Below are 18,882 nucleotides of genomic sequence, written 5' to 3' on the forward strand. Positions count from 1 at the left end.
CAGGTCGGACGGCCGGTTAAAACGGACTGCCTTGTCCGTCCGCTACGGCTGTTGCCGGATCAGCGGATCGGCCACGGATACATCGCGCCGCCCTGGTTCCACAGCGCGTTCGTGCCGCGTTGCAGGCCCAGCTTGCTGTCCTTGCCCACGTTGCGCTCGAACACCTCGCTGTAGTTGCCCACGGCCTTGATGGCGTTGTAGGCCCACTTTTCATCCAGCCCCATGTTCTTGCCGGCGCCCGGCGTCACGCCCAGGATGCGCAGCACGTTGGGATTCTTGCTCTTGAGCATTTCGTCCACGTTCTTCTGCGTGATGCCGTATTCCTCGGCCTCCAGCAGCGCGAACAGCGTCCAGCGCACGATGCCCAGCCAGTTTTCGTCGCCCTGGCGCACCATGGGGCCCAGCGGCTCCTTCGAGAAGCGCTCCGGCAGGATCTCGTAGTCGTTTGGATTGGCGACCTGCGTGGCGCGCACGGCGGCCAGTTGCGAGGCGTCATCGGTGAAGGCATCGCAGCGGCCGGATTCAAAGGCGCGCACGACTTCCGTCACCTTGTCGATCACGACCGGCTTGAACTCGATGTTGTTGGCGCGGAACCAGTCGGCCAGGTTCAGTTCGGTGGTGGTGCCCGGCTGCACGCAGACCGTGGCGCCGTTCAATTCCTTGGCGCTCTTGACGCCCAGCTTCTTGCTCACCAGGATGCCCTGGCCGTCGTAGAAACTAGCCGCCACCGCGGACAGGCCCAGCGACGTGTCGCGCGTCTGGGTCAGCGTCACGGTGCGCAGCAGCACGTCGACCTCGCCCGATTGCAGCGCGGTGAAGCGTTGCTGGGTGGACAGCGCGGTGCCCTTGAACTTGGAGGCATCGCCAAACACCGCCGCCGCCACCGCGCGACAGATGTCCACGTCCATGCCTTCCCATTCGCCCTTGCTGTTCGTCGCGGAGAATCCGGAGACGCCATCCGTCAGGCCGCATTGCACGAATCCCTTCTTTTTCACCGCGTCCAGCGTGGGACCGGCCATCGCCGCCTGGGACGCGCAGGCCAGGGCAATCGCGCCGGCCGCAACCATCAATTTCCGCTTCATGTTCTGCTTCTCCTGAGATAGATGACCGCCCTGGGCTCGTAGCCGGGGACAGTTGAAACCAGGTCCTGCCTTACTGGACCGGCCGCCAGATTAAGGCATGTCCACAGCGTGAACAACGCGCGAATCGCTAGTGAAAACCCGTAAAAAGGATGCACTGGTGACCACAGACCCCGTGTCCGGTGATCGAACTTTATTGCCGCCGCCATGCGCCGTCGCGCCCATCCCTGCATGCCATACTTTTTTCGCGTCTTTGTCCGATAGTCAGCAAAGCCGCAGCCCCTTAAAAAAGCCGTCGCGTCACACAAAAGCCCAGACGCGCAGCGGCAATCGGCCGATTCATGGAGGAGACAAAATCCATGGCACATGCATGCAAGTCGCAGCCCCATCACCCGGCGGCCACTGACCGCCGCCGCGTTCTGAAAAACGTCATGTTCGCCGCGCTGGCGGCCGCCGGCTTGGCCGCCGGTCCCGCGCACGGGGCCGACAACTGGCCCAGCAAGCCGATCAAGATCATCGTGCCGTACACGCCGGGCGGGTCCACCGACATCGTGACGCGCATCGTGATGGAAAAACTGGGACCGCGGCTGAACCAGACCATCGTCGTCGAGAACCGGCCCGGCGCGAACAGCAGCCTGGGCTCGGCGCTGGCCGCCAAGGCCGAGCCTGACGGCTACACGTTCCTGTCGATGCTGCCGGCCTACATCATCAACTTCCACCTGTACAAGCTGGGTTACACGCCCGCGGACCTGACGCCTGTTGTGCAGATGGCGGACCTGCCGCTGTTCCTGTTCGTGGCGAACGAGCTTCCCGTCAAGAGCGTCGCGGAGCTGGTGGCGTATGCCCGCAAGAACCCGGACAAGCTCACCTACGCGTCCAGCGGCAACGGATCCAGCGCCCACCTGACCGGCGCCGACTTCGCGCTGCAGAACAAGATCACGATGACGCACGTGGCGTACAAGGGCAGCGCGCCGATACTGACCGACATCCTGGGCAACCGCGTGAGCATGGTGTTCGATCCCGTCCTCGTGCCGATGCAGTACGTCAAGCAGAATCGCCTGAAGGCGCTGGCGTTCACGGGCAAGGAGCGCTGGCCCACGGAGCCGGACATTCCCACGATGGAAGAAGCCGGCATGCCGGGCTTTGTCACCGGCTCATGGGCCGGCCTGATGGCGCCGGCCAATACGCCCAAGCCGATCATCGAACGCATGGCGCGCGAGATCAGCGAGATCGTCAAGGAGCCGGACGTGCGGCAGAAGTTCGTGGATGCTGGCTTTCTGCCGGTGGGCGGCACGCCGGCGGAGTTTGCCGAATTGATGAAGAAGGACTCGGCGCGCTACGCCGAGATCATCAAGCAGGCCAACATCACCGTGAACTGAACAGGGCCGGGCGCCGTAGCGCCCGCCTCATCGGAGCCCTCCATGATCGACAAGTTCATCGACACGCCCGACGCTGCCGTTGCGGACGTGCACGACGGCGCCATCGTGCTCATCAGCGGGTTCGGCGGCGCCGGCATGCCCACCGAACTGATCCACGCCCTGATCGACCAGGGCGCGCGCGAACTCACGGTGGTCAGCAACAACGCCGGCAATCGCGAGACGGGCCTCGCCGCGCTGGTCAAGGCCGGACGCGTGCGCAAGGTGATCTGCTCGTTCCCGAAGGCCTCGCACTCGTGGGTCTTCGACGAGCTCTACCGGCAAGGCCGCATCGAACTCGAATGCGTGCCGCAAGGCACCATCGCCGAACGCTTGCGAGCGGCCGGCGCCGGACTGGGCGGCTTTTTCACGCCCACCGCCTACGGCACCGAACTTGCCCGCGGCAAGGAGACCCGCATCATCAATGGTCGCGGCCACGTGTTCGAGGAACCGTTGCATGGCGACTTTGCGCTGGTCAAGGCCGACCGCGGCGACCGCTGGGGCAACCTGACCTACAACATGAGCGCGCGCAACTTCGGACCCATCATGTGCATGGCCGCCAAGACCACCATCGTGCAGGTGCGCGCCAAGGCCGAGTTGGGCGAGCTGCCGCCCGAAGCCGTGGTGACGCCGGGCATCTTCGTCAAGCGCGTGACCGAAGTCCCCAACGCCGCCTTTTCCAGTTAACGCCATCTGCGCGTGCAGGAGCCCGCATGTTTCATCCCTTGACCCGCGAAGCCATGGCCCGCCGCCTGGCTTTGGACATTCCCGACGGCAGCTACGTGAACCTGGGCATCGGCATGCCGGTGCTGGTGGCCGCCCATTTGCCCGAAGGCCGCGAGATCGTGCTGCACAGCGAGAACGGCATCCTCGGCATGGGTCCGCCCCCGGCCGAGGCCGACATCAACCTGGATCTCATCAACGCGGGCAAGCAGCCCGTAACGCTGCTGACGGGCGGCTCGTACTTCCATCACGCGGACTCGTTCGCGATGATGCGCGGCGGCCATCTGGACATCTGCGTCATGGGCGGCATGCAAGTCGCGGCCAACGGAGACCTCGCGAACTGGTCGCTGAACAAGCCCGGCGAAGCGCCGGCCGTCGGCGGCGCGATGGACCTGGCCGTGGGCGCGCGCAGCGTGTTCATCATGATGGAGCACAACAGCAAGAACGGCGATCCCAAGATCGTCGAGCGCTGCACCTATCCGCTGACCGGCGCCGGCGTGGTGGACCGCATCTACACCGACCTCGCGGTCATCGACGTCACGCCGGACGGCCTGGTGGTCCGGGATATGATCGACGGCATGACGCTGACCGAACTGCAGACGCGCACCGGCGCCCCCCTGCGGGCAGGCTGATGCTGCCCAACCTTCCTCCACCCGGCTACGCCGCGCCGCCCGCCGCCGAAGACCACCCCGACCAATTGCGCGGGGACCCGGACTACATGCTGACGCTGGCGCGCGGCCTGCACGTCATTCGCGCGTTCGGCACGCGCCGCCATCCGCAGACCGCCGCCGAACTGAGCCGGCGCGCGGGTCTTCCGCGCGCGGTCGTGCAGCGCTGCCTGCACACGTTGATCCTCTTGGGCATGGCCGAACAGCACGGGCGGCTCTACGTGCTGACGCCGCGCATTCTGGGGCTGGGCTATGCGTACTTTTCGTCGACGCCGTTCGTCTCGCTGGCGCAGCCCGTGCTGGAAGAATTGAGCGCGACCGTGAACGAGACCTGCGCGCTTGCCATCATGGAAGGCCACGAGATGCTGTACCTCGCGCGGTCCGAGGTGAACCGTCTGCTCGCCACGTCGATGGGGTTGGGCAGCCGCCTGCCCGCGTATTGCACGTCGATCGGGCGCGTGCTGCTGGCGGAGCTGCCGGAGCCCGCGCTGGCGCGGTATTTCGCGGCGACCGACCTGCAGCCCTATACCGAATTCACGCTGACCACCGAGGTGAAACTGCGCGCGGAACTGGCGCGCATCCGCGAGCAGGGCTATGCGGTGGTCGACCAGGAACTGGAATTGAATGTGCGCGCGATCTCGGTCGCGGTGCGCTCGGCCAGCGGCAAGGCCTGTGGGGCCGTGAACGTCAGCGTGAAGGCGGCGCGCGTGCCGCTCAGCCGTCTGCAGGACGACTTCCTGCCGCCCTTGCGGCAGGCCGTGGAACGGATCGGGGAATTCCTGGCCGCGTGAGCCGCCAGGTTACAGGCCGGTGGTGTCCAGCGTGAAGGCCGCGGCGGCGCGGCCGATGCGGTCGTTGACCGCGTGCCAGTCATCGGTGGCGGGGGGCGCCTGCACGATGATGCGCGCATACCCCTGGCCGTCCAGATCGCGCAGCAGGCCATACAGCGCCTGCGCATAGCGCGCCGGGTCCGCGGATACCGGCTGCCACTGCACGCGGGGATCGGCTGCGGCAGGTTGCGGGCCGTAGGCCACCAGCACCACGCGGCCTTCGGGCAGATTGCGTCCCGCCAGCACATCGTTCATGCGGGCCTCGCTGGCCAATTCCAGCGGCGTGCGCGGCGCGTAATGCGCCTTCAATGTGCCGGACGCGCGCGGCGCGGCGGCGTCGGGCGCAAAGACCTGCACACCCAGCACGGCCTCGATCTGCGCGGCGCTGATGTGGCCGGGCCGCAGCAGCACGGGGCCCGCGCCGCGATCCAGGCGCGACAGGTCGAGAATGGTGGATTCGATACCCACTTCCGACGCGCCGCCTTCCAGCACGGGCATGCCGGCCGCGACTTCGTCCAGGAACTCGTTGCGCACGTGTTCGGCGCGGGTGGGCGACACCTGGCCAAACTTGTTGGCCGACGGCGCCGCCACCCCGCCCTGCCCGTTCGGCTTGCCGGCCGCAAACGCCGCCAGCAGCGCCTGCGCCACCGGATGCGACGGACAACGGATGCCGATGCTGTCCTGCCCGCCGCTCACCGTGTCGACGATATGCGGCGCGCGTTTCAGGATCAAGGTCAGCGGACCGGGCCAGAATGCGTCGATGAGCAGTTGCGCCTCGGGCGGCACGTGCGCCGCCCAATACGCCACGTCGCCCTGCGGCGCGATATGCACGATGACGGGATGGTTCGACGGCCGGCCCTTGGCCGCGTAGATCTTGGCGACGGCCTGCGGGTTTTCAGCGTCCGCGCCCAAACCGTAGACGGTCTCGGTCGGAAAGGCGGCCAGTTCGCCGTCCAGCATGCGCTGGGCGGCGTGGGCGATTTCCGCGGCGCTGGCGGAGGCGGACTGGGATGAAGACATCGGCGTGTCGCTTACTCGGGCGCCTGCATGCCCAGCACGGCGGCCACGCGGGCGGCGTCGTCACGGGCCTGCTGCAAGGTGGCCGCCACGATGGTGATGTGACCCATCTTGCGGCCGCGGCGCGCCTCGCGCTTGCCGTACAGGTGCAGCTTGGCCGACGGCACGGCCAGCGCGGCCGCCCAATCGGGTTCGCGTTGCGCATCGCCCGTGGCATCGGCATACCAGATGTCGCCCAGGATGTTCAGCATGACGGCGGGCGCCAGCAGATCGGTGCCGCCCAGCGGCAGGCCGGCCATGGCGCGCGCCTGCTGCTCGAACTGGCTGGTGACGCAGGCGTCGATCGTGTAATGGCCGCTGTTGTGCGGACGCGGCGCGATCTCGTTGACGATCAGGCTGCCGTCCTTGAGCACGAAGAATTCCACGCACAGCACGCCGTGGTAGCCCAGGCCCTGCGCGATGGCCTGGGCGGCTTCGGTGGCGCGGGCCTGGCGTTCGGCGTGGGCGGCGTCCTGCTGCACGGGCGCCGCGGTGGACACGGCCAGGATGCCGTCGACATGCACGTTGCGCGCCACGGGAAACACCATGCTTGTGCCGTCGAAACCGCGCGCGAGCACGACCGAGATCTCGTAATCCAGCGGCATCAGCGCTTCCAGCACGCAGGCCACGCCGCCGAATTCGGCGAAGGCGGCAATCGCTTCCTGGCGCGTGTTGATGCGGGCCTGGCCCTTGCCGTCGTAACCCAGGCGCGCGACCTTGAGGATGCCGGGGAACAGCGCGTCGGATGCGGCGTTCAGATCGGCTTCGCTGCGGATCGCAGCGTGCGGCGCGACCGGGATGCCTTGCGCGGCGATGAAGGTCTTCTCGGCGATGCGATCCTGCACGATGGCCACGGCGTCGCCCGCCGGGCTGACGCGGCACTGGGTCGCCAGCGCGCGCAGGCTGTCCGCGGGGACGTTCTCGAATTCGGTGGTGACGGCCTGGCACGTCTGCGCCAAACGAGCCAGACCCGCCTCGTCGTCATAGGCGGCCTGGATGTGCAGGTCGGCGACCATGCCGGCCGGACATTCCGCGGCCGGGTCCAGCACCGCGACCTTGTAGCCCAGGCTTTGCGCGGCGTGACAGAACATGCGGCCCAGTTGGCCGCCGCCCAGCATGCCCAGCCAGCCGCCGGGCGCGATCAGGAAAGGAGTCGATTGAGTCATTCGCATCAGGCCTCGGGCGGAACCTTCATGTCGCGCGCGGCCTGCGTCTGGCGGGCGCGGAACGCCACCAGCTTTGCGTGCAGACCGGCATCGGTGCCCGCCAACGTGGCGATCACGTGCAGCGCGGCATTGGCGGCGCCGGCTTCGCCGATGGCGAAGGTGGCCACCGGCACGCCCTTGGGCATCTGCACGATGGAGAGCAGCGAGTCTTCGCCGCGCAGGTATTTGGAGGGGACCGGCACGCCGAACACCGGCACTTCGGTCAGGGCGGCCATCATGCCCGGCAGGTGCGCCGCGCCGCCGGCGCCGGCGATGATGCCGCGCAGGCCGCGCTGGTGCGCCGCGGCGCCGTATTCGGCCATGTCCTGCGGCATGCGGTGCGCGGAGATGACGCGCGCCTCGTAGGCCACGCCGAAATCCTCCAGCATCGTCACCGCGTGCTTCATGACCTCCCAATCGCTGGAAGATCCCATAATCACGCCCACCACGGGGGAGGCTTGCGCCGCTGCGGAAGTCTGGTCTGTCATAACCGGTGTCTAGTAGTTGAGACACGGCGCACGCGCCGCGAAATGTCGGGGGACCGCGGGACCTGCCCGCGAAACCCGCTATTTTACCCGGCGCCGAAGACCGCTATGGCAACGTGGCGCTTTTCAGCCAAAGGTAGCTGACCGGATCGTCCGGGCAAGGGCCGAAACCGCATTGCAGCGTGGTGCTGCCGGCGTTGGCCAGGGCGACGATGAAAAACAGGGCCATGACCACCATGCCCAGCATCGAGACGGGCCTTTTGAGCATGCTGTCGCCCCACTTGCGGTCCACGCACAGCATGACGACGCAGAACACGATGATTGCGATGAAGGCAACGAAGGCCCAGGTATAGAAGTGCACGCCAAGAAAGGGGGTGCCGTAGCCCGCGTCGCCCGGGGCGATGTGCAGCAGGACCTGCCGTCCCGCAGCCAGCATGCCGCCCAGCGCGCCGGCAATGCTCATCGCATAGTGCATCGGCGACGGGCCCAATCGCATGTTCAGGAGGAAACCGATCCCGGCAAGAATCAGCGCGACGCGCTGCAGCAGGCACAGCGGACATGGCAGTTCGTCGTAGGCGAATTGCCAGGCGAAGGCCATGCAGAGAATTGCAGTGACCCCGAGCAGCGCCAGGGCATTGAGGATGCGCGAGCCGCGCGCCGGATTGCTGGAAAAGATCATCGCCGCCGCTTCACAGGGACAGCGCCAGCGGACTGGTCATGTGGTATTTGCACCAGGCGGCTAAGATGGCCAATGTCAGCAGCCAGAACGTCACGCACGGACGGCGCCGGCCCACGAGACCAAACCAAACTGCCAGCGTCCCAGTCACAAAGGGCAGCATCATCACCATGCGGCGCTCCTTTTCTCGGAAATCCCGTATCAAGCAGCGGACGAGTATAGCGTAACAATCCGAAATAATTTCGCGTCAAAAATGGGGGTTTGCCCGGGAGTTGGGTTGGCGCAGGGTTGGGCGGTGTCTGACACCCTTTGGCAGCGGCTCAGACTCGGCCGGTGTCTGACACCCTTTGGCTGTCGTCTCAGCTTGAAGCGCGTCTCACCAGGGTGTCAGACACCTGCGTCAGCGCACACACCTGCGTCAGCGCTGTCAGAGACCGGGTTGAGGCTTCCAAGGTGTCAGACACCTCGTTGAGGCTGTGGCGGCGGTGCGGCCGGTGTCTGACACCCTTGGGCCGCCGGCTCAAGATAAAGATCCTCTCACGCAAGGGTGTCAGACACCGGGTGGAGGCGCCGGTTAAGAACACGCGACGAAAAAAAACCCGCTCGGCGGGAGCGGGTTTTTCAGTGCTGGGCCGATCAGGCAATCAGGCGGTCCAGGGCTTCGCGGTACTTTGCAGCCGTCTTTTCCAGCACTTCCTGCGGCAGGCGCGGCGCGGGCGGGGTCTTGTCCCACGTTTGCGTTTCGAGCCAGTCGCGCACGAACTGCTTGTCGAACGACGGGGGGCTGATGCCGACGCGGTAGCCGTCGGCGGGCCAGAAGCGCGACGAATCGGGCGTCAGCACTTCGTCCATCAAGTGCAAGGTGCCGTTGTCGTCCAGGCCGAATTCGAACTTGGTGTCGGCGATGATGATGCCCTTGGTGGCCGCGAAGCTGGCGGCCTCGGCGTAGAGCTTGAGCGTGACGTCGCGGATGCGCTCGGCCATTTCCTGGCCGACTTCCTTGACCACGTGCGCGAAGTCCACGTTCTCGTCGTGCATGCCGAACTCGGCCTTGGCGGCGGGCGTGAAGATGGGCTCGGGCAGCTTGCTGGCCTGTTGCAGGCCGGCCGGCAGCTTGATGCCGCACACGGCGCCGGTTGCCTGGTAGTCCTTCCAGCCCGAACCGATCAGGTAGCCGCGGGCCACCGCTTCCACCAGGATGGGCTTCAGACGCTTGACCACCACGGCGCGGCCGCGCACCTGGTCCACTTCGTCGGGGGCGACCACATCTTCGGGCTTCACGCCGGTCGAGTGGTTGGGCAGGATGTGCGACAGCTTCTGCAGCCAGAATTCGGTCAGTTCGGTCAGCACCTGTCCCTTGCCGGGAATGGGGTCGTCAAGGATCACGTCGAATGCGGAAATGCGATCCGACGCGACGATCAGCAACTTGTCGTCGCCGACGGCGTACATATCGCGCACCTTGCCGCGTCCCAGCAGCGGCAGGGACTTGATGCTGGATTCATGCAAAGCAGAAGTCACGGGAATGGCCTATGGCAAAAATGAACATTCCCGCCGCGGGCGGGCGCCAGGGCGGGAAGGGAAACGAAATCGGACACTGGGCGGAAGCGGCGCCGGACGGCGGCTCCCGCAAAGCGCATAGATTACTGCAAATAAGTTCGCCTTGCCGCCGGTCGGGGCGCGGAGTAGGCTTCCTTTCCCATCCATGATTCGCGCCGGCCGCCCCAGGCGTCACGGCGCAACACCGTCCGGAGACAAAGCCGTATGCAGGATGCTTCCCCCAAACGCATGCCCCACGCCGACGCGCAGGTCCACATGACTGGCGGCTGCCAGTGCGGCGCCATCCGCTACGCCCTCACCGACGAGCCCATCACTGCCGCCACCTGTCATTGCCGGGACTGCCAGTATTCCAGCGGCGGCGCGCCGGCCCACGCCCTGATCTTCCCGGCAGGAACCGTCACGCTGCTGCGCGGCCAGCCCAAGGAACACCGCTACCAGGGCGATTCCGGCCACACCGTCATGCGCAGCTTCTGTGCGTCCTGTGGCACGCCGCTGTTCGGCGGCTCGGAAGGCATGGGCTATGAAGTCGTGCGCGCGGGATCGCTGGACGACCCTGAAGCGTTTCATTCCAAGGTGAGCCTGTGGACGGACTCGGCGCCGTCGTGGCACCACGTCGACCGGACGGTGCCGAGCTTCGCGAAGAATTCGCCGGCGTAACGCGTTTTCATCACCGACCGCACAAACAGAAAGAGCCGGCCCTCGGGGACCGGCTCTTTCACTTACCGGGGCCGCCCTCGCGTGAAGGCGGCGCAGGCGGAGACCTTACTGCTTACTGCACAACCTGCGACAGCTTGCCCGACGCGTATTGCGCGGCGATCTCGGTCAGCGGCAGCGCCTTGATCTTGCTGGCGTTGCCGGCGGTGCCGAATTCCGTGTAGCGAGCGACACAGATGGCCTTGGCGGCGGCGCGGGCGGGCTTGAGGTATTCGCGCGGGTCGAACTTCTCGGGGTTCTCGGCAAAGAAGCGGCGGATCGCGCCGGTCATGGCCAGACGGATATCGGTGTCGATATTGATCTTGCGCACGCCGTACTTGATGGCTTCCTGGATTTCCTCGACGGGCACGCCGTAGGTTTCCTTCATGTTGCCGCCGAATTCACGGATCTCGGCCAGCAGTTCCTGCGGCACGCTGGAGCTGCCGTGCATCACCAGGTGGGTGTTGGGCAGGCGGGCGTGGATTTCCTTGATGCGGGAGATCGACAGGATGTCGCCGGTGGGCTTGCGCGTGAACTTGTAGGCGCCATGGCTGGTGCCGATGGCAATCGCCAGGGCGTCCAGTTGCGTGCGGCGCACGAAGTCGGCGGCTTGTTCCGGATCGGTCAGGAGCTGATCCATGGTCAGCTTGCCGTCGGCGCCGTGGCCGTCTTCCTTGTCGCCTTCCATGGTTTCCAGGGAACCCAGGCAGCCGAGTTCGCCTTCGACGGTCACGCCCAGCTTGTGCGCGATGTCGACGACCTTCTTGGTGACTTCGACGTTGTAGTCGTAGTCAGCGATGGTCTTGCCGTCTTCTTTCAGCGAGCCGTCCATCATGACGCTGGAGAAGCCCAGGTCGATGGCGCCTTGGCAGATCTTGGGCGATTGGCCGTGGTCCTGGTGCATGACCACGGGAATGTGCGGGTAGGACTCAACGGCGGCCTGGATCAGGTACTTCAGGAAGCCTTCGCCCGCGTACTTGCGCGCGCCGGCCGAGGCCTGCATGATCACCGGGCTGTCGGTCTCCGCCGCGGCTTCCATGATGGCCTGGACCTGTTCCAGGTTGTTGACGTTGAAAGCCGGAATGCCGTAGCCGTGCTCGGCGGCGTGGTCGAGCAACTGGCGCATGGAGACTAGGGCCATGAGTGGTCCTCCTTAGGTACTGTCTATTGAGAGATGGTTGAAGCCTTGCTGAATGGCGTGATTTTACGGGGGAATCGAAGAAAGGTCTTGCAACGGCCGGTATCCTAACCATTCAGGTGAAACCGGACGCCGTAGGCCGGCTGATATCCGCCCCGCGCCCCCGTCCATGCGGACCACGGCCGCGGCGCCCTCCCTCTGTTTTCCCCCGCTTGTGGCCTAGGGCCTGCCCGCGTGCGGCACGTCGACCCGGGTGGTCAGGATGCGGGCCTGCGGTTTGGCGCGCCGGTTGGCTTCGACGAAATCCGGCGCGGCGGCCATGAACAGCGTCTTGCCGTCCGGGCCGCCCAGCGCGGCCGCGAAGATGCCGAACTCGCCGGTATCGATCTGCTCAAGAATCCTTCCGCCGCGCTCGACACGCACGATGCGCTTGCCGATGGCGTCGCCCACCCAGAGTGCGCCCTCCTCGTCCAGCGCGCCGCCGTCAGGGGCGATGTGGGACGCCGCGATCAAGGCGGTCAGGTCGTCAGTGTCCGGCAGCTCGCCGAAGTTGGCCCAGTCGCGGCGCGGACCCAGGACGCCGTTGGGTTCGATGTCGAATTCGGAAATCCGGTTGGCAAAGGTTTCGTTGACGATCAAGGTCTTGCCGTCGGGCGTGATGAACGAGCCGTTGGGAAAGCACAGGCCGTCCGCCACCACCTGCGCCACGCCGTCCGGGTCCACGCGCACCAGCGTCGTCGTGCGGACGGGTTCGCCCGCCATGATGTCGAACCCGAAATTGCCCACGTAGGCGCGGCCCTGCGCGTCCACCACCATGTCGTTGATATGGCCGCCGGTCAGCGCGGACAGGTCGGCGTGGACCGACAGCGTGCCGTCCGCCTCGCGTCGCAGCACCTTGCGGTCTTTCATGGACGAGATCAGCAGACGCCCGTCGGGCAGCCAGCCCAGCCCCGACGGTTGCTGCGGGACCAGACAGACACGGTCCACCGCCCCCTGGAGCGTCACGGTAATGACCTGCCCGGTATAGAAGTCCGAGGCCCACAGGCGGCCTTCATGCCAGCGCAGCCCTTCCAGATAGGTGTAACCGGAAGCCAGTACGGACAATTCGCGATTTGGCATTGCTTTGTCTCCTTTGTCGCCCCGCGCGGGGCTGGTTCCCAGGTGGCGCCCGGCCTTCCTGATGAGGCCGGAAGGGGCATTCTGGCACGGCCGATCCGTCCCCGAACTGACAACTAGCTGTCAGGTTCACGGCGTTAACATCGCGCCCCAAGGGTTAACCCCAGCAACACCCGGACCCTTGGCATGTCCGTCACCGGACCGCCCGCCCCCCGCCTCATGCCGGCGGATCCGGCCCCTGGCCAAGCGGCGGCTCCCCGTATTCCGTTTTGAACATGAACACTAAGAAGCTGACGCGTTATATCGGCATCGCCATGGTGCTGGGCATCGTGGTGGGCTATGTCTGCAACAAGTTCGCGCAAACCCCGGAAGAGGCGAAGCAGATCGCCTCGTATTTCAGCCTGGTCACGGACATCTTCCTGCGCATGATCAAGATGATCATTGCGCCGCTCGTGTTCGCCACGCTGGTGACCGGCCTGGCCAGCATGAGCGACGCCAGCGCGGTGGGCCGCATCGGCATGCGCGCCATGATCTGGTTCATCGCCGCCTCGGCGATTTCTCTGCTGCTGGGCCTGGCGCTGGTCAACATCTTCCAGCCCGGCGCACACATGAACCTGGCGATCCCGGACGTGGGCGTGACTTCGGGCCTGAAGACGGGCGATTTCACGCTGAAGGCGTTCATCGCGCACGTGTTCCCCAAGAGCATCGCCGAAGCGATGGCCAACAACGAGATCCTGCAAATTCTGGTGTTCTCGCTGTTCTTCGGCGCGGCGCTGTCGTTCATCCGCGGCAAGGGCCACAACACGATCTACAACATGATCGACGAACTGGCCAAGATCATGTTCCGCGTGACCGACTATGTGATGCGCTTTGCGCCGCTGGGGGTGTTCGCCGCCATGGCCGCCGCCATCACCACGGAAGGCCTGGGCGTGCTGGTCAGCTACGGCAAGCTGATTGGCGAGTTCTATCTCGGTCTGGCGCTGCTGTGGGCCATTCTGTTCGGCGTCGGCTACCTGTTCCTGGGCAAGTCCACGTTCCGCCTGGGCGGCCTCATCAAGGAACCGACCCTGCTGGCTTTCTCGACCGCGAGCAGCGAATCGGCCTATCCCAAGACGATCGAGGCGCTGGCGCGTTTCGGCGTGTCCAAGCGCATCTCGGGGTTCGTGCTGCCGCTGGGCTATTCGTTCAACCTGGACGGCTCGATGATGTATCAGTCGTTCGCGGTGCTGTTCATCGCGCAGGCCTACAACATCGAGATGAGCTTCACGCAGCAACTGACGCTGCTGCTGGTGCTGATGGTGACCAGCAAGGGCATGGCCGGCGTGGCGCGCGCGTCGCTGGTCGTGGTGGCCGCGACGCTGCCGATGTTCCATCTGCCGGAAGCCGGCCTGCTGCTCATCATGGGCATCGACCAGTTCTTCGACATGGGCCGCACCGCCACGAACGTGGTCGGCAACAGCCTGGCCACGGCCGTGATCGCCAAGCTGGAAGGCAAGGAAGCAGGCAGCGAAGAAGGCAGCGAAGAGGACAACGAAAATACCGCGTCCGCGCAGACCCCGGACGAGGCGCGGCCCGGCCGGACCGCCAGTCAGAACGCATAAGCAAAGCGGGCCGCAATGGCCCGTTTTTCATGGGTGGCGCCCGCTTGACCGGCGCGGGCGGCCGGGCGCAACATAAAGGCCCATTTCGACCACGTACCGGCGCGGCGCGCATGGGCGCCGCGTCTGGCCCGCACACCATGAATCTTCTGTCTTCCCGGGCGGCCGCAGCCGCCGCGCTTGCCGCTGGCCTGTTTGCCGCCGTTCCCGCCGCGCATGGCTGGACCCGCATCTCTTGCGACCTTGCCGGCACCGTGGCCACGTTTCCCACCACCTTCCGCCAGTTCCGTACCGACGGCACGGAACTGACGCAGGTGCTGTTCAAGCTGAAGGTGAAGGCCGCCGACATACCGGACGGCGAGCGGGCGGACACCGACTGCGCCGAGTTCGTGAACAAGGACGTCGACGTGGTGCTGGAAAATGTGGCGGCGCGCAACATCCTGCGCGGCAAGCCGCTGAAGGTGCGCTACAAGTACGACGAATCGCTGGGGCAGACGCTGGCGACCAAATACGAACTGGCGCGCTGAGCCTGCCCGCTTGCGCGGAATGATCGTCTTAGTCGTTCACGGAACACGAGACGGGTGCGCCGTCTTCGAATTCCACGTCGTAGGTATGCACCGGATCCCAGGGCAGCGTGAACCACAGTTCGTAGCCGTCGCCGTCTTCGTCGAACAGCCACAGCGCGCGCAGCACGGCTTTTTCGGCCATGGCTTCGGCGGTTTCTTCGGCCAGGAGCTGGTCATCTTCGATGCCGAGCTTTTTGTAGTGCTCGTACGAATAGTTGTCGAGGAGGAACTCGGCCGCGGCGAGAATCTGTTCGTCCAGGTTGTCGAGGATGCCCTTGACCACCTTGGAGGCGCCGGCAAGGGGTTCTTCGCCGTCGGTCTGGATCATGACGTGGATGGGGGGCCGGCCCTCTCCGGCGGGGACGTTTTCCGCCGCCCACAGATCGGGTTCTTCGAGGTCCTGGGTGAAATTGAATCGTGCCATCGGGGGCTCCGTAAATTGAAACGGCAAGCCGGAAAAGGCAGCGGCTTGCCCCAGGCTGTGAGGCCTTTCAGCCATTTAACCAGATGCCGGCTCCTGCGTCTGTGGCGGGAAGCGACGTTTTTGCGCCTAGGACATGCGCAGGTCTTGCCAGACCGGCGTGGTCGCTAGACCCGTTCCAGGGGCAAATGCGGCGGCGGGGGCAGTTCGACCCGGATCGGGTCACCGGCGCAAACCGTGCCGCCGGCCACCACAATGCCCATGACGCCCGCCCGGCGCATGAGGCTGCCGTCGGGATGGCGGCCCAGCACCGCGGCGGTCAGGCCTTTCTGATACTTGTCCAGTTGTGAGCACGGATTGCGCAGGCCGGTGATCTCCACGATCGCGTCCGCGCCTATCCGGAGCCGCGCGCCGCGCGGCAGGCTCAGCAGGTCGATGCCGCGGGTGGTGATGTTTTCGCCCATCGTGCCCGCGGCCACGTTGAAGCCGGCTGCCTGCAGCTCATCGTGCAGTTCGCCGTGAATCAGGTGCACCTGGCGCAGATTCGGTTGCGTCGGATCGGCCCGGACGCGGGACCGGTGCTTCACGGTGACGCCCTGGTGCGCATCGCCCTCGACGCCCAGCCGGGCAAGCAGCCGGATGGACGGCGTCACGGGTTTGGTGAAGGTATGAGACGCGCTGAGCGCCACGGCGGACACGATAGGGGTCATGGGTTTTGCGAAGGCGCGGCCGCATTGGCGCACAGGTCCAGCAGAATATCCGAAAACTGCGATTCCGCCGTCAATGCCTGTTCCCGCTTTCGCCGGATCAGGTTGATCGGCGGCAGCTCCCAGCCGAAATCCCACGGCACCATGCCCAGCCTGCCGCGCTGGCACAGTTCGCGCGCGATGTCCTCGGGCACCACCGAGATCGACGATTCGTTCAGCGACAGGATGCCCTCGATCACGTCAGTGGAATAGGCCTCCAGCACCGGCGACGGCGGCTGCAGCCCGGCCCGGATGAAATGCTCCACGATCAATTGCCGCGTCGGCGTGTTGGCCGCCGGCAGCACCCAGTCCAGGGCTGCCACGGCGGCCCAGTCCGGCTCGCGCCGCGCCAGCCGCTGGGCCAGCCGGCCGTGCGCGATGAGCCGGGGCCGCTGACGATAGAGCACGCGATGCATCAGGTCCTCGTGCATCACCGTGGACGTGGCGCGGCTGATGATGCAGTCCAGTTCGTGCTGGCGCAGCATCGGCACCAGGTGATCGGTCGTGGCGCGGTGCAGGCTCAGCGTCACGCCGTGGCGCTGATGCAGGCGGCTGATGGCGGCGGTCAGCAAGGCGCTGGACACGTACGGCACCACGCCCACGTGCAGATGCGCCGACCGCCCGGCGTGCAGCGCCTCGACCTCGCGCTCCCACAGATCCAGGTCGCTGAGCATGTGCCGCGCGCGCACCAGGGCCAGATTGCCCAGCGCGGTGGGCTGCAGGCCGCTGCCGGTGCGCAGGAACAGCGGCGCGCCGAAGATGTCCTCCATTTCAGCCAGCGCCTTGGTCACCGCCGGCTGGCTGATGCCGGTCTGCGCGGCGACCCGGGTCAGCGATTTATGACGGTCGATGTTGACCAGCAGCGTCAGATGGCGGTGCTTGAGACGATTGGCAAGACGAACGGTATCCGGGCTCATGGCGGCTTTTCCAATAACCATTTGGTTATGCAATTATGCCCACAAAGATAAAACCAGTTATTTCAGAAACCTATACTGCATGCATCCTTTCCAGCCATGCGGAACCCCTCGATGAATCCGTCCTTCACCACCCGACCTGAAATACGCGGCACGTTCGGCGTGGTGTCGTCCACGCACTGGCTGGCGTCGCAAGTGGCGATGAGCGTGCTGGAACGCGGCGGCAATGCCTACGACGCCGCCGTGGCCGGCGGTTTCGTCCTGCAGATCGTCGAGCCGCACCTGAACGGGCCCGGCGGCGAAGTCCCCATCCTGTTCTGGAGCGAGCGCGAACAACGCATGCGCGCGCTGTGCGGACAGGGCCCGGCGCCCGCGCTGGCGACGCCGGCGTATTTCCGCGGCATGGGACTGGACCTCGTGCCGGGGATCGGCCTGCTGCCCGCGACGGTCCCCGGCGCGTTCGGCGCCTGGCTGACCCTGCTGCGCGACTACGGCACGTGGGAACTGGCCGACGTGCTGCAACCGGCCATCGGCTATGCGCGCGACGGCTTTCCGCTGGTGCCGCGGATCTCGCAGGCGATTCTGGCGGTGCAGGCGCTGTTCCGCGATGAATGGAAGAGCTCGGGCGACGTCTGGCTGCCAGGTGGCCGTGTGCCCGCCCCCGAGGCGCTGTTCCGCACGCCCGCCATCGCGGCCACCTACACCCGCATCCTGGACGAAGCGCACGCCGCCAGCACCGACCGGCGCGGCCGCATCGACGCGGCGCTGGCCGTCTGGTATCGCGGTTTCGTGGCCGACGCGATCGACAGCTTCTATACGAACGAGGCCGTGCTCGACACCACGGGCCAGCGCAACCCCGGGCTGCTGCGCAAATCGGATCTGGCCGACTGGCGCGCCACCTATGACGAACCGTTGACCACGCAATATGGCCGGTACACCGTGGCCAAATGCGGCGTGTGGTCGCAGGGGCCGGTACATCTGCAACAGCTCGCGCTGCTGCGCCATCTGGACGTCGGCAAACTGGACCCGTCGTCGCCGCAGTTCGTGCATCGCGTCGCCGAGGCCGCCAAGCTGGCGTTCGCCGACCGCACCGCCTGGTATGGCGATCCCGACCACGTGCAGGTGCCGCTTGCGGCCCTGCTCAGCGACGACTATGCGCGAGCGCGCGCCGCCGGCATCGGCGAGCGCGCCTCGACCACACTGCAGCCCGGCAGCCCCGGCGGACTGGCGCCGCGCCTGCCCGATCTGGACGCGGCCCTGCGCACGCTGGCCGCGTCGGACACGCGCTACGGCGTGGGCGAACCGACCTTCGCCGCGCTGCCGCCCGTCTCGGAGTGGGCGACGCGCGAACTCTTCGTGGGCGACACCTGCCAGATCGACGTCATCGACCGCGACGGCAACATGGTGGCCGCCACGCCGTCGGGCGGCTGGCTGTCATCCAGCCCCGTCGTGCCCGAGTTGGGTTTTTCGCTGACGACGCGCCTGCAGATGACCTGGCTGGACGACGGCGTGCCGGGCCAGTTGCAGCCGGGCAAGCGTCCGTGCACCACCCTGTCGCCCGGCCTGGCGCTGCGCGACGGGCTGCCGTACATGGCGTTCGGCACGCCCGGCGGCGACCAGCAGGACCAATGGACCGTCGCGTTCTTTTTGCGTCATGCCATGGGCATGAACCTGCAGGCGGCCATCGACGCGCCGTCCTGGCACATTGATCACTTTCCCGGCTCGTTCTGGCCGCGTTCGCAGACGCTGAACCGCCTGACGGTGGAATCGCGCATGCCCGCCGCCACGCTGGACGCGCTGCGCGCCGCGGGCCACGACGTCAAGGTCGGCCCGGACTGGTCCGAAGGCCGCATCAGCGCCTGCACGCGCGAGCCGGCCGCAGGCGGACGAATGCTGCTGCGCGCGGCGGCCAATCCCCGCGGAATGCAGGGATACGCCGTCGGCCGCTAATCGCTTTCCATACGACCGGCTCTCAGAAGCCGGACACAACGCAAGG

Annotated in this window: 20 protein-coding genes; 8 read left to right on the forward strand and 12 right to left on the reverse strand. The window is 66.4% G+C overall.

Going from position 1 to position 18,882, the window contains the following annotated elements:
• Nucleotides 1-59: 59 nt before the first annotated feature.
• Entirely contained in the window at nt 60-1,082 is a 1,023-nt protein-coding gene (locus RT697_RS02050; protein ID WP_063953202.1) for an amino acid ABC transporter substrate-binding protein, read from the reverse strand.
• Between the two features lie 356 nt (nt 1,083-1,438).
• Between RT697_RS02050 and RT697_RS02055 the strand changes: the two genes are divergently transcribed.
• Genes RT697_RS02055 through RT697_RS02070 form a run of 4 tightly spaced genes read left to right on the forward strand, consistent with a single transcriptional unit; the run spans nt 1,439 to nt 4,676 of the window.
• Nucleotides 1,439-2,458, forward strand: a complete 1,020-nt coding sequence (locus RT697_RS02055; protein ID WP_313696768.1) for a tripartite tricarboxylate transporter substrate binding protein — start codon at nt 1,439-1,441, stop codon at nt 2,456-2,458.
• A 42-nt stretch (nt 2,459-2,500) separates the two neighbouring features.
• Nucleotides 2,501-3,181: a 3-oxoacid CoA-transferase subunit A gene (locus tag RT697_RS02060; RefSeq protein WP_313696769.1), complete on the forward strand. Its 681-nt coding sequence runs from the start codon at nt 2,501-2,503 to the stop codon at nt 3,179-3,181.
• A gap of 26 nt (nt 3,182-3,207) precedes the next feature.
• The gene (locus RT697_RS02065; RefSeq protein WP_312434111.1) at nt 3,208-3,849 is read left to right on the forward strand and encodes a 3-oxoacid CoA-transferase subunit B; all 642 of its coding nucleotides are present in this window, start codon (nt 3,208-3,210) and stop codon (nt 3,847-3,849) included.
• Nucleotides 3,849-4,676, forward strand: a complete 828-nt coding sequence (locus RT697_RS02070) for an IclR family transcriptional regulator C-terminal domain-containing protein (protein ID WP_313696770.1) — start codon at nt 3,849-3,851, stop codon at nt 4,674-4,676. The genes RT697_RS02065 and RT697_RS02070 overlap by 1 nt, the downstream gene beginning before the upstream one ends.
• 9 nt (nt 4,677-4,685) lie before the next feature.
• Here the strand turns inward: RT697_RS02070 and RT697_RS02075 are convergent, their stop codons facing one another.
• The 6 genes from RT697_RS02075 to RT697_RS02100 form a co-directional block, all read right to left on the reverse strand.
• On the reverse strand, nt 4,686-5,735 hold the full coding sequence (locus RT697_RS02075) for an L-threonylcarbamoyladenylate synthase (RefSeq protein ID WP_313696771.1): 1,050 nt from the start codon (nt 5,733-5,735) through the stop codon (nt 4,686-4,688).
• Nucleotides 5,736-5,746: 11 nt separating this feature from the next.
• The gene (locus RT697_RS02080; RefSeq protein WP_313696772.1) at nt 5,747-6,937 is read right to left on the reverse strand and encodes a 5-(carboxyamino)imidazole ribonucleotide synthase; all 1,191 of its coding nucleotides are present in this window, start codon (nt 6,935-6,937) and stop codon (nt 5,747-5,749) included.
• A gap of 5 nt (nt 6,938-6,942) precedes the next feature.
• Entirely contained in the window at nt 6,943-7,464 is a 522-nt protein-coding gene (purE, locus tag RT697_RS02085) for a 5-(carboxyamino)imidazole ribonucleotide mutase (protein ID WP_056570908.1), read from the reverse strand.
• Nucleotides 7,465-7,567: 103 nt separating this feature from the next.
• Nucleotides 7,568-8,140 carry a disulfide bond formation protein B gene (locus RT697_RS02090; RefSeq protein ID WP_313696773.1) on the reverse strand — a complete coding sequence of 191 codons (573 nt, stop codon included), beginning with the start codon at nt 8,138-8,140 and terminating at the stop codon, nt 7,568-7,570.
• Nucleotides 8,141-8,150: 10 nt separating this feature from the next.
• Nucleotides 8,151-8,309, reverse strand: coding sequence for a DUF5993 family protein (locus RT697_RS02095; protein WP_313696774.1), 159 nt, complete (start codon nt 8,307-8,309; stop codon nt 8,151-8,153).
• A gap of 464 nt (nt 8,310-8,773) precedes the next feature.
• Complete coding sequence (locus RT697_RS02100) at nt 8,774-9,655, reverse strand: phosphoribosylaminoimidazolesuccinocarboxamide synthase (protein ID WP_313696775.1); 882 nt, start codon at nt 9,653-9,655, stop codon at nt 8,774-8,776.
• A gap of 243 nt (nt 9,656-9,898) precedes the next feature.
• On the opposite strand from RT697_RS02100, the gene RT697_RS02105 reads away from it, so the two are divergent.
• A complete protein-coding gene (locus tag RT697_RS02105; protein ID WP_313696776.1) occupies nt 9,899-10,351 on the forward strand; it encodes a GFA family protein in 453 nt (150 codons plus the stop codon).
• Nucleotides 10,352-10,463: 112 nt separating this feature from the next.
• On the opposite strand, the gene fba is transcribed toward RT697_RS02105, so the two are convergent.
• Nucleotides 10,464-11,528, reverse strand: a complete 1,065-nt coding sequence (gene fba / locus RT697_RS02110) for a class II fructose-bisphosphate aldolase (RefSeq protein ID WP_056570916.1) — start codon at nt 11,526-11,528, stop codon at nt 10,464-10,466.
• 216 nt (nt 11,529-11,744) lie between these two features.
• Complete coding sequence (locus RT697_RS02115; RefSeq protein ID WP_313696777.1) at nt 11,745-12,644, reverse strand: SMP-30/gluconolactonase/LRE family protein; 900 nt, start codon at nt 12,642-12,644, stop codon at nt 11,745-11,747.
• A 272-nt stretch (nt 12,645-12,916) separates the two neighbouring features.
• On the opposite strand from RT697_RS02115, the gene RT697_RS02120 reads away from it, so the two are divergent.
• Together RT697_RS02120 and RT697_RS02125 are read left to right on the forward strand one after the other, a co-directional pair.
• Nucleotides 12,917-14,242 (forward strand): dicarboxylate/amino acid:cation symporter, encoded by a 1,326-nt coding sequence (locus RT697_RS02120; RefSeq protein ID WP_313696778.1) that lies wholly within the window; start codon nt 12,917-12,919, stop codon nt 14,240-14,242.
• 137 nt (nt 14,243-14,379) lie between these two features.
• Nucleotides 14,380-14,766, forward strand: a complete 387-nt coding sequence (locus RT697_RS02125; RefSeq protein ID WP_313696779.1) for a hypothetical protein — start codon at nt 14,380-14,382, stop codon at nt 14,764-14,766.
• Nucleotides 14,767-14,794: 28 nt separating this feature from the next.
• Here the strand turns inward: RT697_RS02125 and RT697_RS02130 are convergent, their stop codons facing one another.
• From RT697_RS02130 to RT697_RS02140, 3 genes are all read right to left on the reverse strand, one after another.
• A complete protein-coding gene (locus RT697_RS02130) occupies nt 14,795-15,229 on the reverse strand; it encodes a hypothetical protein (RefSeq protein ID WP_313696780.1) in 435 nt (144 codons plus the stop codon).
• A gap of 164 nt (nt 15,230-15,393) precedes the next feature.
• Nucleotides 15,394-15,936, reverse strand: a complete 543-nt coding sequence (locus tag RT697_RS02135; protein WP_313696781.1) for an MOSC domain-containing protein — start codon at nt 15,934-15,936, stop codon at nt 15,394-15,396.
• Nucleotides 15,933-16,889 (reverse strand): LysR family transcriptional regulator, encoded by a 957-nt coding sequence (locus tag RT697_RS02140; protein ID WP_313696782.1) that lies wholly within the window; start codon nt 16,887-16,889, stop codon nt 15,933-15,935. Before RT697_RS02140 ends, RT697_RS02135 begins: the two co-directional genes overlap by 4 nt.
• A gap of 111 nt (nt 16,890-17,000) precedes the next feature.
• Between RT697_RS02140 and RT697_RS02145 the strand changes: the two genes are divergently transcribed.
• Nucleotides 17,001-18,836 (forward strand): gamma-glutamyltransferase family protein, encoded by a 1,836-nt coding sequence (locus RT697_RS02145; protein ID WP_313696783.1) that lies wholly within the window; start codon nt 17,001-17,003, stop codon nt 18,834-18,836.
• Nucleotides 18,837-18,882 lie beyond the last annotated feature (46 nt).

Source organism: Achromobacter sp. (assembly GCF_032113835.1).
Classification (GTDB): domain Bacteria; phylum Pseudomonadota; class Gammaproteobacteria; order Burkholderiales; family Burkholderiaceae_B; genus Achromobacter.

Coding starts and splice junctions, on each gene's coding strand:
- RT697_RS02050 (WP_063953202.1), bottom strand. CDS start 1,082: ATGAAGCGGAAATTGATGGTTGCGGCCGGCGCGATTGCCCTGGCCTGC.
- RT697_RS02055 (WP_313696768.1), top strand. CDS start 1,439: ATGGCACATGCATGCAAGTCGCAGCCCCATCACCCGGCGGCCACTGAC.
- RT697_RS02060 (WP_313696769.1), top strand. CDS start 2,501: ATGATCGACAAGTTCATCGACACGCCCGACGCTGCCGTTGCGGACGTG.
- RT697_RS02065 (WP_312434111.1), top strand. CDS start 3,208: ATGTTTCATCCCTTGACCCGCGAAGCCATGGCCCGCCGCCTGGCTTTG.
- RT697_RS02070 (WP_313696770.1), top strand. CDS start 3,849: ATGCTGCCCAACCTTCCTCCACCCGGCTACGCCGCGCCGCCCGCCGCC.
- RT697_RS02075 (WP_313696771.1), bottom strand. CDS start 5,735: ATGTCTTCATCCCAGTCCGCCTCCGCCAGCGCCGCGGAAATCGCCCAC.
- RT697_RS02080 (WP_313696772.1), bottom strand. CDS start 6,937: ATGACTCAATCGACTCCTTTCCTGATCGCGCCCGGCGGCTGGCTGGGC.
- purE (WP_056570908.1), bottom strand. CDS start 7,464: ATGACAGACCAGACTTCCGCAGCGGCGCAAGCCTCCCCCGTGGTGGGC.
- RT697_RS02090 (WP_313696773.1), bottom strand. CDS start 8,140: ATGATCTTTTCCAGCAATCCGGCGCGCGGCTCGCGCATCCTCAATGCC.
- RT697_RS02095 (WP_313696774.1), bottom strand. CDS start 8,309: ATGGTGATGATGCTGCCCTTTGTGACTGGGACGCTGGCAGTTTGGTTT.
- RT697_RS02105 (WP_313696776.1), top strand. CDS start 9,899: ATGCAGGATGCTTCCCCCAAACGCATGCCCCACGCCGACGCGCAGGTC.
- fba (WP_056570916.1), bottom strand. CDS start 11,528: ATGGCCCTAGTCTCCATGCGCCAGTTGCTCGACCACGCCGCCGAGCAC.
- RT697_RS02115 (WP_313696777.1), bottom strand. CDS start 12,644: ATGCCAAATCGCGAATTGTCCGTACTGGCTTCCGGTTACACCTATCTG.
- RT697_RS02120 (WP_313696778.1), top strand. CDS start 12,917: ATGAACACTAAGAAGCTGACGCGTTATATCGGCATCGCCATGGTGCTG.
- RT697_RS02125 (WP_313696779.1), top strand. CDS start 14,380: ATGAATCTTCTGTCTTCCCGGGCGGCCGCAGCCGCCGCGCTTGCCGCT.
- RT697_RS02130 (WP_313696780.1), bottom strand. CDS start 15,229: ATGGCACGATTCAATTTCACCCAGGACCTCGAAGAACCCGATCTGTGG.
- RT697_RS02135 (WP_313696781.1), bottom strand. CDS start 15,936: ATGACCCCTATCGTGTCCGCCGTGGCGCTCAGCGCGTCTCATACCTTC.
- RT697_RS02140 (WP_313696782.1), bottom strand. CDS start 16,889: ATGAGCCCGGATACCGTTCGTCTTGCCAATCGTCTCAAGCACCGCCAT.
- RT697_RS02145 (WP_313696783.1), top strand. CDS start 17,001: ATGAATCCGTCCTTCACCACCCGACCTGAAATACGCGGCACGTTCGGC.